General features: G+C 73.8%; 14 protein-coding genes. 10 read left to right on the forward strand and 4 right to left on the reverse strand.

Annotation, left to right across the window (positions count from 1 at the left end):
- Positions 1–51 precede the first annotated feature (51 nt).
- Entirely contained in the window at positions 52–2,145 is a 2,094-nt protein-coding gene (locus ACF1ED_RS35365) for a hypothetical protein (RefSeq protein WP_391767457.1), read from the reverse strand.
- Between the two features lie 101 nt (positions 2,146–2,246).
- Complete coding sequence (locus ACF1ED_RS35370) at positions 2,247–3,092, reverse strand: alpha/beta fold hydrolase (protein ID WP_391767458.1); 846 nt, start codon at positions 3,090–3,092, stop codon at positions 2,247–2,249.
- Between the two features lie 127 nt (positions 3,093–3,219).
- Between ACF1ED_RS35370 and ACF1ED_RS35375 the strand changes: the two genes are divergently transcribed.
- Together ACF1ED_RS35375 and ACF1ED_RS35380 are read left to right on the forward strand one after the other, a co-directional pair.
- Entirely contained in the window at positions 3,220–4,230 is a 1,011-nt protein-coding gene (locus ACF1ED_RS35375) for a WD40 repeat domain-containing protein (protein WP_391767459.1), read from the forward strand.
- Between the two features lie 83 nt (positions 4,231–4,313).
- Complete coding sequence (locus tag ACF1ED_RS35380; protein WP_391767460.1) at positions 4,314–4,682, forward strand: hypothetical protein; 369 nt, start codon at positions 4,314–4,316, stop codon at positions 4,680–4,682.
- 169 nt (positions 4,683–4,851) lie between these two features.
- On the opposite strand, the gene serC is transcribed toward ACF1ED_RS35380, so the two are convergent.
- Positions 4,852–5,970 (reverse strand): phosphoserine transaminase, encoded by a 1,119-nt coding sequence (serC, locus tag ACF1ED_RS35385; RefSeq protein ID WP_391767461.1) that lies wholly within the window; start codon positions 5,968–5,970, stop codon positions 4,852–4,854.
- A gap of 51 nt (positions 5,971–6,021) precedes the next feature.
- Here serC and ACF1ED_RS35390 point away from each other — a divergent pair, with 51 nt between their 5' ends.
- From ACF1ED_RS35390 to ACF1ED_RS35410, 5 genes are all read left to right on the forward strand, one after another.
- Positions 6,022–8,790 (forward strand): FAD-binding and (Fe-S)-binding domain-containing protein, encoded by a 2,769-nt coding sequence (locus ACF1ED_RS35390; RefSeq protein ID WP_391767462.1) that lies wholly within the window; start codon positions 6,022–6,024, stop codon positions 8,788–8,790.
- A 22-nt stretch (positions 8,791–8,812) separates the two neighbouring features.
- Complete coding sequence (locus ACF1ED_RS35395; RefSeq protein WP_391767463.1) at positions 8,813–9,280, forward strand: hypothetical protein; 468 nt, start codon at positions 8,813–8,815, stop codon at positions 9,278–9,280.
- Positions 9,281–9,503: 223 nt separating this feature from the next.
- Complete coding sequence (locus tag ACF1ED_RS35400; RefSeq protein ID WP_391767464.1) at positions 9,504–11,240, forward strand: FG-GAP repeat domain-containing protein; 1,737 nt, start codon at positions 9,504–9,506, stop codon at positions 11,238–11,240.
- Positions 11,147–11,479 (forward strand): DUF397 domain-containing protein, encoded by a 333-nt coding sequence (locus tag ACF1ED_RS35405; RefSeq protein ID WP_391767465.1) that lies wholly within the window; start codon positions 11,147–11,149, stop codon positions 11,477–11,479. The genes ACF1ED_RS35400 and ACF1ED_RS35405 overlap by 94 nt, the downstream gene beginning before the upstream one ends.
- A gap of 21 nt (positions 11,480–11,500) precedes the next feature.
- Entirely contained in the window at positions 11,501–12,451 is a 951-nt protein-coding gene (locus ACF1ED_RS35410) for a DUF2199 domain-containing protein (RefSeq protein WP_391767466.1), read from the forward strand.
- An 80-nt stretch (positions 12,452–12,531) separates the two neighbouring features.
- Here ACF1ED_RS35410 and ACF1ED_RS35415 read toward each other — a convergent pair whose 3' ends face one another.
- Entirely contained in the window at positions 12,532–13,431 is a 900-nt protein-coding gene (locus ACF1ED_RS35415; protein WP_391767467.1) for a LysR family transcriptional regulator, read from the reverse strand.
- Positions 13,432–13,584: 153 nt separating this feature from the next.
- Here ACF1ED_RS35415 and ACF1ED_RS35420 point away from each other — a divergent pair, with 153 nt between their 5' ends.
- From ACF1ED_RS35420 to ACF1ED_RS35430, 3 genes are all read left to right on the forward strand, one after another.
- Entirely contained in the window at positions 13,585–14,559 is a 975-nt protein-coding gene (locus tag ACF1ED_RS35420) for a DMT family transporter (protein ID WP_391767468.1), read from the forward strand.
- Between the two features lie 278 nt (positions 14,560–14,837).
- Positions 14,838–15,509, forward strand: a complete 672-nt coding sequence (locus ACF1ED_RS35425; protein ID WP_391767469.1) for a DUF4097 family beta strand repeat-containing protein — start codon at positions 14,838–14,840, stop codon at positions 15,507–15,509.
- 51 nt (positions 15,510–15,560) lie between these two features.
- The coding region (locus tag ACF1ED_RS35430) for an ABC transporter ATP-binding protein (protein ID WP_391767470.1) at positions 15,561–16,051 on the forward strand (491 nt) is incomplete at its 3' end.

Genomic DNA, 16,051 nt, shown 5'->3' on the forward strand with positions numbered 1-16,051 from the left:
GACGGGGCCTCCTCGGACGGGGGAAGGGCGGGTGCGGGTGCGGGGCGGGCCCTAGAAGAAGGTCTTGTAGGTGGTGGAGTCGGTGCGCAGGGGGAGGACGTCCGCGGCTTCGAAGGGGCGGGTGGTGCTGTCGGTGCCGCGGTAGTGGGCGGAGCCGGAGGGGCCGACGGCGAAGATGTCGGTCACGGGGTGCCAGGGGTTCTTCCCGCCGGGAATGATCTGGGTGTACTTCTGCCAGCCGCCGCCGATCTTGCGGCGGGCGGTGAAGGTGCCGTCGCCCCTGCCGAGGTAGAGCCAGAGGACGCCGTCCTTGTCGCGGGCGAGGAGGTCGCCGCCGGTGGCTCCGGCGATGTTGCCGGGCGCGGTCAGGAGGTTGTACTGCCCCCAGCCACTGCCGACCCTCTTGCGGGCCTTGAAGGGGGCCTTGGCGTCACCGGTGGACGCGTAGAACCACAGGACGCCGGCGGTGTCGGTGGCGAGGAGGTCGCCGCGGCCGTCGCCGTTGAGGTCGGAGCCGCCGGTGATCTTGTTGTAGATCTGCCAGCCGCCGCCGATCTTCGTGCGGGGCAGCAGCTTCTGCTTCTCGCTCTGGTGCAGCCACAGCACGCCGTCGCGGTCCCGTCCGACGATGTCGTCGGCCGCGCCGCCGGCCAGGTTCCCCGGGGAGGCCATCAGGGTGTACGTGTTCCACCCGGTGCCGAGGCGCTCGGCGTCCGGCTTGTAGACGACGGGCGAGCAGCCCTCCTCGTAGCACTCCCGGTCCTTCATGCCGACGATCTGGCCGATCCCGTAGGCGGAGAGGTTGCCCGCGCTGTCGCGGACGAGCGCGTCGACGCCGGCGTTGTCGTTGAAGTCGCGTGCCTGCGTCGGGCGGGCCAGGGTGAAGGTGCCCGTCCGCTCGATGGTGCCGGCGGACAGCTTCCACGCGTACTCGCCGTTGTAGGCGCCGAAGAGGGTGCCCACGGTGCCGTCCCAGTTGACGAACGGGTTCAGGTTGTCGCGAAGCAGCTCGGTGCGTCCGGTGGCCTTGTTCGTTATCCAGAAGTCGGCGTCCACCTCCTGGTTGAACTCCCAGCTGAACCGCGCCCCGACGGTGGTGATCAGGCTCGGCACCGTCACGCTCCGCAGGACGAGGGGCGGGGGTTCGGGGAAGTCCGCCACCACGGTCACCGTCGGGGCGCCGTCCGCGCCCAGGGCGACGCGGAATATGGCGTCGCTCACCGTCGTCGTGCTGCCCCGCACGAGGAACGTGCCGTCGGACCCGAACACCGCGTCTCTCGTGTACAGGAACGGATCGACCGTCCGTCCGTCCTTCCGCGACCTGAGCGTGATCCGGTCGTCCTCCACCGCGAGCCAGTCGTCGCCCAGCACGAACTTGGCCTTGTAGGGGAGGGCTTCGGTCTCCCGGGTCTCCCGGTCGATCACGTTCGTCCTGCCGTCGGAGAACCAGGACACGTGGCCGGGCGTGATCTGGAGCCGGGTGGCGTAGGCGTCGGGGGTGTCGTACGACTCGACGACGGCCGCCGTGGCGACGTCGACCAGCACGAGCCGTCCGTCGTCCGATCCCACGCTGATCGCGACCGTGCCGGGGGCCGGTGAGGTGATGCTCCCGATCTCTCCGTAAGGGATCCCGGTCACCTCACGGTCGACGGTCTGCCCGTCCGGTGCCCGGCTGACCAGGTGAACCTTGTTGGTGTAGCTGTCCAACATCACGAGCGTCGAGCCGCTGACCGCCCGCAGCCAGTACTTCGCCTCGATGAGGACGGGCTCGCCGCCGTCCTTCGCCATGTCGCGGAGGACGTAGTGGGTGCCGTTGGCCTCCACCACGATGTCCGACCCGGGCGAGCCCCGGTACGTGCCGCTGATGCTCGGGAGCTCGACGGACGTGCCGTCGTAGCGTACCCAGTGGTCGACCCAGCCGTCGGTGAGGAAGCCGGTGGCACCGACATCGCTCGCGCTCCCCACTACCACCGGAACCGTCGCTTCCGTGCCTGCCTCCTGAGCCGCGGCGGCGGCGGGCGCAGCCGTCGCGACGCCCGGGCCCGCCACGGTGGCGGCGGTCGTGGCGGCGAGGGTGACGGCCAGGGCGGCGGTCAGCCGGAGCCGGGACGGGCGGATGCGGGCGCGGACGCGGGCACGGGACAAGGCGGGGCCTCCTCGGACGAGGGAAGAGCGGGTGCGGCGCCGGACGCCACACCTCACAGACCCGCCACCCGCCCGAATGGTTGTACGCCAGAGGGGAACGCCTACGCGTCCAGGAACTCCGCCACCCGCCCCGCGAACCACTCCGCGTCGTCGTGCCACGGGAAGTGCCCGCCGCCCTTCAGGACCTCCAGCCGGGCCGCCGGGAACAGCTCCGCGTACGCGGCGGCCGTCTGCGGCGGGGTGTTCGCGTCGCCCTCGCCGGCGAGGACCAGCACGGGCCGCCCGAACGCGGCGAACGCCGCGCGCGTCGCCTCCGGGTCGTAGGCGCCCTCGCCGCCGTACACCCCGGCCGCCTCGGCGTTCCGCTGCCGGGCCGTCTCCGCTTCCCGCTCGCGCGCCGCCTCGTCCCAGGTGCCGTGGAAGAACGGCATGACCTTCGCGAACGTCTCGCCCGTCCCGCGCCCCGCCGTCACCTCCTCCAGCGCCGCGTACGCCTCCGCGAACCACGGCTCCCCGGCCCGCAGCCGCGCCGCGGCCAGCCGCTCCTCCGGCGCCGTCACGATCCCGGGTGCCGCCGCGCCCGGCGTCACGAGCACCAGCCGCCGGACCCGCTCCGCGTGCCGGGTCACGTACAGCGCGGCCAGGTTCGCGCCCGCCGAGTGGCCGAGGACGTCGACGGCGTCGAGCCCGAGGTGGATCCGCAGCGCCTCCACGTCCTCGACGAGCCGGTCGCAGCGGTACGAGGCCGGGTCGGCCGGCACCGCGGAGGCGCCGGTGCCGCGCAGGTCGAGCCGGACCACCCGGCGGCCGGCGAGACCGTCCAGGTCCCCGAGGTAGGCGGAGTCCCGCATCGGGCCGCCGGGCAGACAGAGCAGCGGAGCACCGGCCCCCGATCCGGATTCGTGGTAGGCGAGGAGGGTGCCGTCGGGCGCGGAGAAGGTAGGCATGGCCGTGACCATGACAGCACCGTCCCCGCAGGTCAACCACGTTTCGCCGGGAAGGCGGGGTCGGGGGAGGGGCCGTCCCGGGGCCAGGGCCCGGCGGGCCGGGGAGGGCCGTGGCAGGCTGGGGGCCATGCGTACCGGATCCCGTGCCGTCCTCGCCGCCGTCGCGGCCCTCGCCCTGTCCGCGGCCCCCGCGTGCGCGGACCCCGGCCCCGCCGACCGGGACTTCACGATCCAGGACCCGCGGATCACCGAGTCCAGCGGCCTCGCCGCGAGCCGGGCCCACCCGGGGATCTACTGGACGCACAACGACCAGGACCAGCCCCGGATCTTCGGCATCGACTCCCGTACGGGCGAGACGGTCGCGACCCTGACCATGTCCGGGGTCGGCACCCCCCGGGACATGGAGGCCATCGCCGTCGGCCCGGACGGCGACATCTACGTCGGCGACATCGGCGACAACCTCGACGGCTCCTGGGACCACGTCTGGATCTACCGCTTCCCCGAGCCGAAGACCCTGGGCGACCGGACCGTCCGGGCGAAGCAGTACGTCGTGAAGTACGCCGACGGCCCCCGCAACGCCGAGGCGCTGATGGTCCACCCCAAGACCGGCCGCGTCTACATCGCCAGCAAGAACGAGGAGGGCGGCGGCCTGTACGAAGGCCCCGAGCGCCTCTCCTCCTCCGGCACCAACACCTTCCGCCGCATCGGGGAGGTCCCCTGGGTGACCGACGGCGCCTTCTCCCCCGACGGCGACCGGCTCCTGCTGCGCAGCTACTTCAGCGCCCGCGAGTACGACTGGAAGGACGGCCGCGTCGAGGGCGACGGCACCTCGCCCGGCGCCCCCCTCCAGGGCCAGGCGGAATCGGTGACGTACACGACCGACGGCTCGGCCCTCATGTTCGGCTCGGAGGGCGCGCACAGCCGCGTCGTCCGCGTCGACCGCGAGGACGCCGGGGGCCGCCCGGAGGGCGGGGCCTCCGCCCCGTCGCGGCCCGGCACCGGCACCCCCGCCCCCGGCGCCACGGCGGGCCCCGCCGACGCCGGCGCCGGTTCCCAGGGCAGCGCCACCACCGGTTTCCTCGTCCTCGCCGGCGGCACCGTCCTCGTCCTCGGCATCAAGCGCCTCCTGCGCCGCTGACCCGCCCGCTCCCGCCCCCTGCCGCCCTCGCCGCCCGGCCGCCCCGGGGTCAGACTGGAAGGAGACCGAAGAGGTGAGGCGGCATGACGGCATTCACGCGTGACGACACCCCGGTCGCCATGGAGGGCGGCGGCCTCGACTTCCGGAAGCGGGAGGCCGGAGGAGGCATGAGTGTCGCCTTCATCCACCTTCCCGAGGGCACCGACATGGCGCCCGCGCTCAAGGGCCTGGAAGGCGACCTGTGCCAGTGCCCGCACTGGGGATACCTGTTCAAGGGCCGGATCAGGATGCGGACGGCGGCGGGCGAGGAGATCTACGAGGCCGGCCAGGCCTACTACTGGGGCCCCGGCCACGCCCCCGAGGCCCTGGAGGACACCGACGTCGTCGAGTTCTCGCCGACGGCGGAGTTCGACGCCGTCATCGACCACGTGAAGGCCCAGGCCGGCGGCTGAACCGGCTCCCCCCCCGTGACCGGCACGAGGCGTGAGGGACCGGCCCCCGTGACCGGCCGGCGCGACACGCGGGGGCCCGGACCCACCGGCCCCCGCGACCTCACGGCGAAGGGCCCCGCGCCGGTCACGACCGGTGCGGGGCCCTTCGTACGAGCGGGTGGGGCGGTGATCAGAGCTTCTCGATCACGTGGTCGATGCAGGCCGTCAGCGCCCGCACGTCCGCCGGGTCGACCGCCGGGAACATCGCGATCCGCAGCTGGTTGCGGCCCAGCTTGCGGTACGGCTCCGTGTCCACGATCCCGTTCGCGCGCAGCACCTTCGCGACCGCCGCCGCGTCGATCTCGTCCGCGAAGTCGATCGTGCCGATGACCTGCGAGCGCTTCGCCGGGTCGGTGACGAACGGCGTCGCGTACTTCGACTCCTCGGCCCACGTGTAGAGCGCGTCCGAGGACTCCTTCGTGCGGGCCACGGCCCACTCCAGACCGCCCTGGCCGTTGATCCACTTCAGCTGCTCGTTCAGCAGGAAGAGGGTCGACAGCGCCGGGGTGTTGTACGTCTGGTTCTTCAGCGAGTTGTCGATCGCCGTCGGCAGGGAGAAGAACTCCGGGACGTGACGGCCCGACGCGTGGATCCGCTGCGCCCGCTCCAGCGCGGCCGGAGAGAAGGCCGCCAGCCACAGGCCGCCCTCGGCGGCGAAGGACTTCTGCGGGGCGAAGTAGTAGACGTCGGTCTCGGTGATGTCGACGGGCAGGCCGCCCGCGCCCGAGGTGGCGTCCACCAGGACGAGCGCGCCCTCGTCGGCGCCCGCGACCCGCTTCAGCGGGGCGGCGACACCGGTCGAGGTCTCGTTGTGGGTGTAGGCGTAGACGTCGACGCCCGCCTCGGCCACCGGCTCCGGGTGGGTGCCCGGGTCGGAGGAGATCACGGTCGGCTCGGCCAGCCACGGGGCCAGCTTCGCGGCCTTCGCGAACTTGGAGGAGAACTCGCCGAAGGTGAGGTGCTGCGACTTGTTCTCGATCAGACCGTGGGTCGCGACGTCCCAGAAGGCGGTGGAGCCGCCGTTGCCCAGGATCACCTCGTAACCCTCGGGCAGCGAGAACAGCGCGGAGATGCCGGCACGGACCTCGCCGACCAGGTTCTTGACCGGAGCCTGGCGGTGGGACGTGCCCAGGAGGGAGGTGCCGGTGGCGGCCAGGGCGTCCAGCGCCTCCGTCCGCACCTTGGAGGGGCCCGCGCCGAAACGACCGTCTGCGGGCTTGATGTCAGCGGGAATCTGGATATCGGCCACGAGCCGGAGAGTATCGGGTCGGCAAGGGCCGGAGCGCGCGATGTCCGCCGGATGAGACGAAGAACGAGACATCCTTGCGTGGTGGGAACAGACGAGAGAGTCGCGGGAAGGGGCGGGGCACTCGCCGCCGAACTGAGGTCCGCGGTCGCCGGAGACGTCGATTTCGGCGCCTCCGCGCGGGCGCTCGCCACCATGGACGCCTCCAACTACCGCCGCGTGCCCGTCGGTACGGTCGCGCCGCGCGACGCCGACGACGTCGCCGCCGTCCTGGAGGTGTGCCGGAGCCACGGCGTCCCGGTCGTCGCGCGCGGCGCCGGCACGTCCATCGGGGGCCAGGCGACGGGCACCGGCGTCGTGCTCGACCTCACACGGCACATGAACGGCCTCCTGTCCGTCGACCCCGCGGCGCGCACCGCCGTCGTCGCGCCGGGGCTCGTCCTCGGCCGGCTGCGGGAGGCCGTCCGCCCGTACGGCCTCACCTTCGGCCCCGACCCGTCCACCCACAGCCGCTGCACCCTCGGCGGCATGATCGGCAACAACGCCTGCGGGGCGCACTCGGTCGCGTGGGGCACGACGGCCGACAACGTGCGCTCGCTGGACGTGGTGACGTACCGGGGCGAGAGGTTGACGCTCGGGACGGCCGGGCGGGGCGCCCCGCCCGGCCTCCTGGACCTGGTGGGCCGCGACCTCGCCCTCCTGCGGACCGGCTACCCGCCCGGCCTGCCGCGCCGCATCTCCGGCTACGCCCTCGACGCGCTGCTCCCCGAGCGGGGCACGGACGTCGTCCGCTCCTTCGTCGGCACCGAGGGCACCCTCGGCGTGGTGACGCGGGCGACCGTGAGCCTCGTCCCGCTGCCCGCCGAACCCGTCCTCGTCGTCCTCGGCTACGCCGACGAGACGGCGGCGGCGGACGCGGCGGCGGGACTCCTCCCGTACGGCCCGCTGACGGTGGAGGGGATGGCGGCGGACCTCGTCGGACCGGCCGCCGCCGGACTGCCCCGGGGCGGGGCGTGGCTGTTCTGCGAGGTCGACGGGACGGGTGCGGCCCGGGACCTGGCGCGGGCGGCCGACGCGCTCGACGCGGCGGTGGTGCGCGACCCGGCCGGGCAGCGGGCCCTGTGGCGGATCCGCGAGGACGCGGCCGGCACCGCCACCCGGATGCCCGGCGGCGGGGAGGCCTGGCCCGGCTGGGAGGACTGCGCGGTGCCGCCCGCCCGGCTGGGCGCGTACCTGCGGGAGTTCCGCGCCCTGCTCGCCGAGTACGGCCTCCGGGGAACCCCGTACGGGCACTTCGGCGACGGCTGCGTGCACGTCCGCGTCGACTTCGACCTGTGGACGGGCGGGGGCGTACGCGACTTCCGCCGCTTCTCGGAGTCGGTCGCCGACCTCGTCGTCGCCCACGGCGGCTCCTTCTCCGGCGAGCACGGCGACGGCAAGGCGCGGGCGGAGCTGCTGCCGAGGATGTACGGCGACGAGCTGGTCGGCCTCTTCGGCGCCGTGAAGGACCTGTGGGACCCGGACGGCGGCCTCAACCCCGGGATGCTGGTCCGCCCCGAACCCCTCGACTCCGGTCTCCGCTTCGAGGGCCTGCCGCTGGTCGGGGTGGGCCGCGAGGCCGCCCGGTGCGTGGGCGTCGCCAGGTGCCGGGTCGCCGGGCCGGGCCAGGGGGACGCGGTGATGTGCCCGTCGTTCCGCGCCACGGGCGAGGAGAGGCACTCCACCCGGGGCCGGGCCCGCCTCCTCCACGAGATGGCCCTCGGCGAGGTGATCACGGACGGCTGGCGCTCGGAGGAGGTCCGCGAGGCGCTGGACCTCTGCCTGTCCTGCAAGGGCTGCCGCAGCGACTGCCCGGTCGGCGTCGACATGGCCGCGTACAAGGCGGAGTTCCTGGACCGGCACTACGCGGGCCCCGGCGGCTGGTGGCGGCGCCCGCGCTCGCACTGGACGATGGGCGGCCTGCCGCACTGGCTCGACCTCTTCGGCCGGGGCGTGAACGCGGCGGCGCGCCTGCCCTTCGCCGCCCGCCTCGCGGGCGTGACGCCGGCCCGCCCGCTGCCCCGGGTGGCCGCCCGCACCTTCACCTCCTGGTTCGCCGACCGCGCCTCGACCCGCCCGCCCGCCCTCACCCTCTGGCCCGACACCTTCACCGACCACCTGGCCCCCGAGGCGGGCACGGCGGCGGTCCGGGTCCTGGAGGCGGCGGGGCTGGGGGCGGAGCTCCCGGAGGGGCGGGTGTGCTGCGGGCTGACGTACGTGTCGACGGGCCGGCTGGCGGCGGCCCGGAGGGTGATGCGGAGGACGCTGGACGTCATGGAGCGGGAGACGCGTCCCCTCGTCGTCCTCGAACCCTCCTGCGCGGCGACCCTCCGCACCGACCTCCCCGAACTCCTCCCCGACGACCCGAGGGCCGCCCGCCTGGCGGCCTCGGTCCTCACCTTCGCGCAAGCCCTGGAGACCCTCGCCCCCGACTGGACCCCGCCCCGGATCGACCGCCCGGTGACCGGCCAGACCCACTGCCACCAGCACGCGGTCCTGGGCGACGCGGCCGACCGCCGCCTGCGGGAACGGGCGGGCCTGGAGGGAGACCCGGTGGGCGGCTGCTGCGGCCTGGCCGGCAACTTCGGCTTCGAACCCGGCCACGAGGAGGTGTCGCTGGCCTGCGCGGAGGACCGGCTCCTCCCCGCCCTGCGCACGGCCCCGAGTGCGGCGGAGGTCCTGGCGGACGGCTTCTCCTGCCGCACCCAGATCGCCCACCTGACGGACCGGAGGGCCCGGCACCTGGCGGAGGTGCTGGCGGAGGGGCTGGACGGGCCGGGCTGAGAGGACGTGGCAGGGTGCCGGGATGGAGAACTTCCCGGCCCTGGCCGACGACGCGTGGGAATGGTGGGGCGCCGCCATCGACGAGTCCCAGGAGGGCCGCTGGGTCCGCGACGACGTGGAGCGCGCGGTCGTCGCCGACGTCACGGCCGCGACCAACGCCCTGCACGGCGGCCGTCTGCCCCCCTTCACCGAGGACGACTGGTACGTCCGCATCGGCCGGATCTCCAACTGGGCCGGCGTCATCCGCCTCGCCGCCCGCGCCGGCGGCTGGGAACTCCAGCCCGTGGCGGGCCGCACCCCGCCCCGCCCGGCGGGCATGTCCGAGCTGCTGTCCGGGATCTACGCGATGGCCGAGCAGGCCGAGACGTGGATGCGGCAGCTCATCGAGGAGGGCCGGACCCCGCCAGAGAAGGACATGGCCCGTGCCGAGTGCTCCTTCTGCGGCCCGGGCACCATGGAGGACCTGGAGTCCTTCTTCTACGACAGATGACGGGCCGGGTGGGTGCGCACCCGAGTGGTTCCCGGCCTCTTCCCTTCCCGAACACCGTAGGTGACAGACTTCCGGACAGGGAGAACCGCGCCTTGACGGTGGCGTCGGGCAAGCCGAGGATGCACCCTGTCGGGCGCGCCCCCTCCATGGGGAAGGGAGAGCGGCGCCGGCTCTTCGCATACGGGGCGTTGAGTCCCGTCCTCTGTTCCGGGGGGAACGAGTCTTGAGCAAGCGCATGCGCCGCGCGGCGGCGATGAGCGGCGTGGTCGGCCTGCTGGCCGTAGCCGGTGTGACAGTAGGGTCGGGGGCTGCCGTCGCGGCGGACGAGCTGAAGCTGTCGGGGTACGACGTGGTGGCGGCGCCGGGGTCGGTGCCGCGCTTCTTCCCGATTGTCGAATCGGGCACGGTCCTCGGCGGAAAGGTCGTCGTCACGGTCGGTACGCAGCCGATGACCGACCCTGCGGGTGCCGGGGCGGGCCTCCCTCAGGGATACGTTTCCCACGCCAACGGCTGCACACTGGCCGCCGGGTACACGGGTGTCTTCGTCTGTGACGGGGCGGCGGCCTCCAAGCCCGACGCCACCGTCCCGAAGGACACCACCGACGCCACCCTGTACTGGGGCTTCGCGTACATGCCGGCCGACGGCACCCTCGCGACGGCCGTGAAGGAGGCCCGCAGTGCGGGCAGCCTGCCGACTGCCGGAAACCGCGGCACCGGCAAGGTCATCGTGAAGTCCCGCGCGCACGCGCTGCTCAACAAGGTCGCCTTCGATACTCCTGCGGTCCCGAACGGCGGCACCGTCCGCCAGCAGGTCCGTGTCCACGCCAACGACGCCGGACGTCTGACGCTCCACCTGCGCTACGCCGAGAACCAGTACATCCGCCCCGGTGTGCCGATCCGCTTCGGCAGCGTCACCACGGGCATGGGCACCGTCTGCGAGGTTCGCTCCGCGGACGTGCCCGACGCCACCGTTCCCGCCCTCGTCTGTGAGCTCGAAGCCGGGGATCATGTCATCGGCTACGAGCTGAGGAGCGAGCCGGGCCAGTATGCCCAGAGGCTCCAGGCCGCCACGCGTTACGACATCTACGACCTGGGTTACTGGGACGAGTCCGACGTGAAGTCGGCCGGTACGCCGTTCGACGTCCAGGGCAGCCCGGTCCGTCCCTTCCACGGCCTCATGGTCCGCGACACCGTCGGCAGGCTGTGGACGTACTCCAGCGCGGGCAGCGAGGGGGTGCTCGCCTTCCCGGGTTTGATCGGTTCCGGCTGGCAGACGTACACGGCTCTCACCTCCCTCTCCCCGGCCAGTCAGAGCCCCTACTTCCTTGGTCCCGTGAAGCCGTCGGCCGTCACGCGTGGCCTGGGTGACGTCGTCGCCCGAGATGCTTCCGGCACCCTCTGGTACTACGACCGTCAGATCGGCAACGGCCGGTACGCGCCCCGCGTCAAGGTCGGCGGCGGCTGGAACGTCTACGACCGCATCGACGGCGCCGGAGACCTCGACCGGGACGGCTACGTCGACCTCCTCGCCCGCGACAAGGCCGGAGTCCTGTGGCTCTACAAGGGCACCGGCAGCTTCACCGGTGCTCGGTTCAAGGCGCGGGTGCGGGTCGGCGGCGGCTGGGGCGCGTACGACCGCCTCGCCGGCGGCGCCGACCTGACCGGCGACGGGCGCGCCGACCTGCTGGCGCGCGACCGGGCCGGGGTGCTGTGGCTGTACCGGGGCACCGGTGACGGCACACACCCGTACACCGCCCGCACCCAGATCGGCGGCGGCTGGCAGGGCTACGACCAGCTCGTCGTCACCGGCGACCTCACCGACGACGGCAAGGCCGACGCGGTGGCCCGCGACAGGACGGGTGTCCTGTGGTTGTACAAGGGCACCGGCAAGACGACCGGCCCGTTCACCGGACGGACCCGGATCGGCGGCGGCTGGAACGCCTACAACCACCTCTTCTGACCGGACCGCGCCTGCCGCGTTTTCCTGCGGCGGGTGAGTCAACTTCCCCCGAAAGGGGTCCGGTTGCCCGGTCCCGGGCGCGTGAGGGAGGCACCCCCGTCGGCGACTGCGTCGAGGTCGCCGATCTCGCCGCGCATGTCGTCGTCCGGGACTCCAAGGGCATCGCCCGCCCGCATGTCCGGGCCGCGCCCGCCGCCTTCGTGGCGTTCGGGGAGGCGGCCGCTCGGGGGTGTGTCTGAGCTGCGGCTTAGGGTGCGGGCATGAACGATTCCGGCCCCGCGCCCACTTCCGCCCCCGCCACCTGTTCCTGCTGCGGTGACGCGCTCGCCGATGAGCGGCGGATCGACGTGCGGTTCGGGCTGCCGGACCTCGCGTTCGAGCTGCCGGAGGAGGCGCGGCGGTCGCCGGGGCCGAGTGCGCTGCTGGCGCTGGACGGGGGCGGGTTCTTCGTGCGGTGCCTGCTGCCGGTGCGGCTGACGGGGGACACCGAGCTGGTGCTCGGGGCGTGGGTGGAGGTCGAGGAGGAGACGCTCCGGCACGCCGCCGAGGTGTGGGACGACGAGGCCGCGTACCCGGAGCTGGTGGTGCGCGGGCGGCTCGCGAACGCCGTGCAGCCGTGGGGCGAGGACGTGCTCGGGGCGGAGTTCACGGGCCGGATCGCGGATCCGGGGGAGCTGCCGTACCTCGTGGAGGGACACGGGGAGGCGGCCGCGCGGCTGCTGGGGGAGACGTGGGACCGGGACCACGTGCTGGCCCGCTTCCCGCACCCGCTGCCGGTCGCGGTGCGGACGGATCTCGGCGACGGGTGGTCGGCGGAGCGGACCGCCGGGTTCGCCGCGCGGTTCGAGGACGGCGTCGACCACTTCGGGGCGCGGGACCGCAGCGTGGCGCTGACGACGTTCCAGGACAACGAGCCGGGGCGGTCGGCGGAGGACTTCCTCCCGCTGCTGGTCGGGGAGACGCCGCCGGTGCCGGCGGGACAGGAGCACACGGAGCGGCTGGAGGGCGGCGGGATCCGGTACGCGTTCTGGTTCACGCCCGAGGACACCGGCCGTTCGCGGCACGAGCTGACCGCGTACGTGGTGGAGCCGGACGGGGCGGCGGCCGGCCTGTACTGCTCCTACGAGGAGGCGGAGCAGCACGCCTGGGCCCGCCACGTCTGGCGCTCGCTGCGGCGGGGGTACGGGGGCGGGGCGGCGTCCGGCGCCTGAGCGGGCGGGTCCCGGGGGAGGGGGCGTCGGCTTTCCGGGCGGTCGCACCCGCGCCCCGCGAAGCGGGGCCGCCCGGGGCCTCAGGTGCCGCCGGCGATTTCGCGGGCCATCGCCACCAGGGCCTCGGTCGCGGGGTGGGGGAAGGCGTCGCGCCAGGCCAGGAGGACGGGGAGGGGCGGGGCGTCGGGGAGGGGGCGGTAGGTGACGCCGGGGTGGGGGTGGAGGGCCGCCGTGGAGGCGGAGGAGACGCCCACGCCCCGGGCGGCGGCGATGGCGGCGAGCCAGTCGTCGGTGTTGGCGACCGTGAGGGTGCTCGTGGGGCGGTGGGGCAGGGGCCACAGGGTGAGGGTGGTCGCGCCGGAGACGGTGTTGAGGACGACCGTCTGGTCCGCCAGGTCGAGGAGCGTGAGGGTGCCCGGGCGGTCCGCGAGCGGGCTGTCGGCGGGGAGCGCCGCGATCCTGGGTTCCGTGGTCAGTTCGGCCGTGACCAGGCCGGGGGCCTCGACGGCGCCGCGCAGCAGGGCCGCGTCGACCTGGCCGCGCGCGAGGCCGGCGGTGCGGTCGTCGACGCGGAGGAGTTCCAGCGGGGTCTCGGGGTGGTCGCGCTGCCAGCGGCGCAGGAGCGGGGTCGTGTAGGGGCCGAAGGCGGACCAGGCGTGGCCGAGGCGCAGGGGGCGGTGGCGGAGCCGCGCGGGGTCGACGGCGGCGTCGAAGGCGGCGAGCACGGCGGCGGCCCGTTCGCGGAAGGCGCGGCCTTCGGCGGTGAGGGCCAGGTGGTGGGTGGAGCGGTCGACGAGCCGGGCGCCGAGGTGACGTTCGAGGGCGGCGAGGGTGCGGGAGACGGCGGGCTGCGTGAGGTGGAGGCGGGCGGCGGCGCGCGTGAGGTTCTCCTCCTCGGCGATGGCGAGGAAGCAGCGGAGGTGGCGCAGCTCGATGCTCACGGTCATGTCCGGGGAGCATAACCGCAGGGTGATCGGCATTTCCGTCGGCGCACGGGGCTTCGTAGCGTGGAAGTGGAATTCGGTCGTCAGGGTGCGGGCCGCCGGCACGGGAGAGTGCATTACTCTGAACTGAGAGTTCAGTGGAGTGTACTTGTGGTCCGGCCCGGGAAGGGTCGGGGAGGAGTGGTGGTCGTGGTCGGGAACAGCCAGGCGGCGGGAGCGACGGGAGTGGCCTCGGCTCCGGCGGCAGGACCGGCGGCGGGTTCGGGGCCCGCCCCGGCTCCGGTCGCGGCGCCGGGGCGGGCCGCGCCCGCCGGTGGCTCCCGGCGGTTCGGGCCCGTCGCGCTCGTCGTCGCGGGCGGGCTGTCCGTGCAGTTCGGCTCGGCCGTCGCCGTCCTGCTGATGCCCCGGGCCGGTGCGCTCGGCGTGGTCACGCTGCGGCTCGTCCTCGCCGCGCTCGTACTGCTGCTGGTCTGCCGGCCCAAGGTGCGCGGCTACGGCCGCGCCGACTGGGGGACGGTCGTCGCCTTCGGCACCGCCATGGCCGGCATGAACGTCCTCTTCTACCAGTCGATCGACCGGATCCCGCTCGGCGCCGCCGTCACCCTGGAGGTGCTCGGCCCGCTGGTCCTGTCCGTCATCGCCTCCCGCCGGCTCGTCAACCTCCTCTGGGCCGGGCTCGCGTTCGGCGGCGTCGCCCTGCTCGGGGGCGGCGGTTTCGACGGGCTCGACCCGCTCGGCGCGGGCTTCGCGCTCGCGGCGGGCGCCATGTGGGCCACGTACATCGTGTTCAGCGCCCGTACCGGCCGGCGTTTCCCGCAGGCCGACGGGCTGGCGCTCGCGATGGCCTTCGGCGCGGTCCTCAGCCTGCCGCTCGGCATCGCCGAGGCGGGCGGCGCGCTGCTCGTCCCGTCGACGATCGCGCTGGGCCTCGGCGTCGCCCTGCTCTCGTCGGTGCTGCCGTACACCCTCGAACTCCTCGCCCTGCGCCGCCTGCCCGCCCCCACCTTCGCCGTCCTGATGAGCCTGGAGCCCGCCATCGCGGCGGGCGCCGGCCTCCTCGTCCTGCACCAGGCCCTCTCCGTCACGGACGGCCTCGCGATCGCCCTCGTCATCGCGGCGAGCATGGGCGCGGTCCGCACGCAGAGGGCGGCCGCCGCCCCGTAGGGCGCCACCGCCCTGTCGCGCCACCTGGGAGCGCTCCGGATCACTCCGGAGCGCTCCTCGTCTTTGGGGCACGGCTTCGCGGCATAGCGTTCACTCTCCTGTCATTGCAACGTTACGGCATATGCCGTTGCATGAATTTCGAGTCCATTGCAATGAATTTGCTGCCTTGAGCTGCATGAATGGTGATTCTGTGCAACGAAGCTGTTGTCAGTCCTTGGAAAGCAACGTAGCTTTTCCAATGTCGGAAACGCCGACAGCGCTTCAGAGGAGAAGACATCATGCAGACCTTCGCCACCACCGCCCCGATCGCCGCCCGCATCGCCGTCCCCGCCGGCCACATCCGGCTCATCGCCGCCGACCGGGCCGACACCACCGTCGACATCCGGCCGGCGAACCCCTCCAAGAACCGGGACGTCAAGGCCGCCGAGGCCACCACCGCCACCTACGCCGACGGCGTCCTGCACATCACCGCCCCCGAGGCCGGGAACCAGCTCTTCGGCGCCTCCGGCACCGTCGAGATCACCGTCCAGCTCCCGGCCGGCTCCTCCGTCGACGCGAAGGCCGCCGCCGGCGAGCTGCGGGGCGTCGGTCGGCTCGGGGACGTCGCCTTCGAGGCCGCCCAGGGGCCCGTCAAGCTCGACGAGGCCGCCAGCGCCCGCCTCACCCTCCAGGACGGCGACATCACCATCGGCCGCCTGGACGGCTCCGCCGAACTCACCACCGCCCGTGGCGACCTGAGCGTCGCCGAGGCCGCCGCCGGGACGGTCGTCCTGACCACGCAGTCCGGCTCCATCACCGTCGGCGCCGCCCGCGGCACCTCCGCCACCCTCGACGCCGGCACCGCCTACGGCCGCGTGGTCAACGCCCTGCGGAACGCCGAGGGCAAGGGCGCCGGCCTCGCCCTCCGCGCCACCACCTCGCACGGCGACATCACCGCCCGCAGCAACTGACCATCCCGCCCGCGCACCCGCGCACCCACGGACTCCGAGGAGAGACCCGTCATGACGAACCCCGCCATCGCGGCGAACGGTCTGCGCAAGTCGTACGGCGACAAGGTCGTCCTCGACGGTGTCGACCTCGCCGTCCCCGAAGGAACGGTCTTCGCGCTGCTCGGTCCGAACGGCGCCGGCAAGACGACCGCCGTGAAGATCCTCTCCACCCTCGTCACCCCCGACGCCGGCCGGGCGAGCATCGCCGGCCACGACCTCGCCACCGACGCCCACGCCGTCCGCGCCACGATCGGCGTCACCGGACAGTTCTCCGCCGTCGACGGCCTGATCACCGGCGAGGAGAACATGCTCCTCATGGCCGACCTCCACCACCTGCCCAAGCGGGAGGGCCGCCGGATCGCCGCCGAACTCCTCGCCCGCTTCGACCTCGTGGAAGCCGCGAAGAAACCCGCCTCCACCTACTCCGGCGGCATGAAGCGCCGCCTCGACATCGCCATGACCCTCGTCGGCAGCCCCCGGATCATCTTCCTCGACGAACCCAC

The organism is Streptomyces sp. NPDC014656 (assembly GCF_043084305.1).
Taxonomy (GTDB): domain Bacteria; phylum Actinomycetota; class Actinomycetes; order Streptomycetales; family Streptomycetaceae; genus Streptomyces.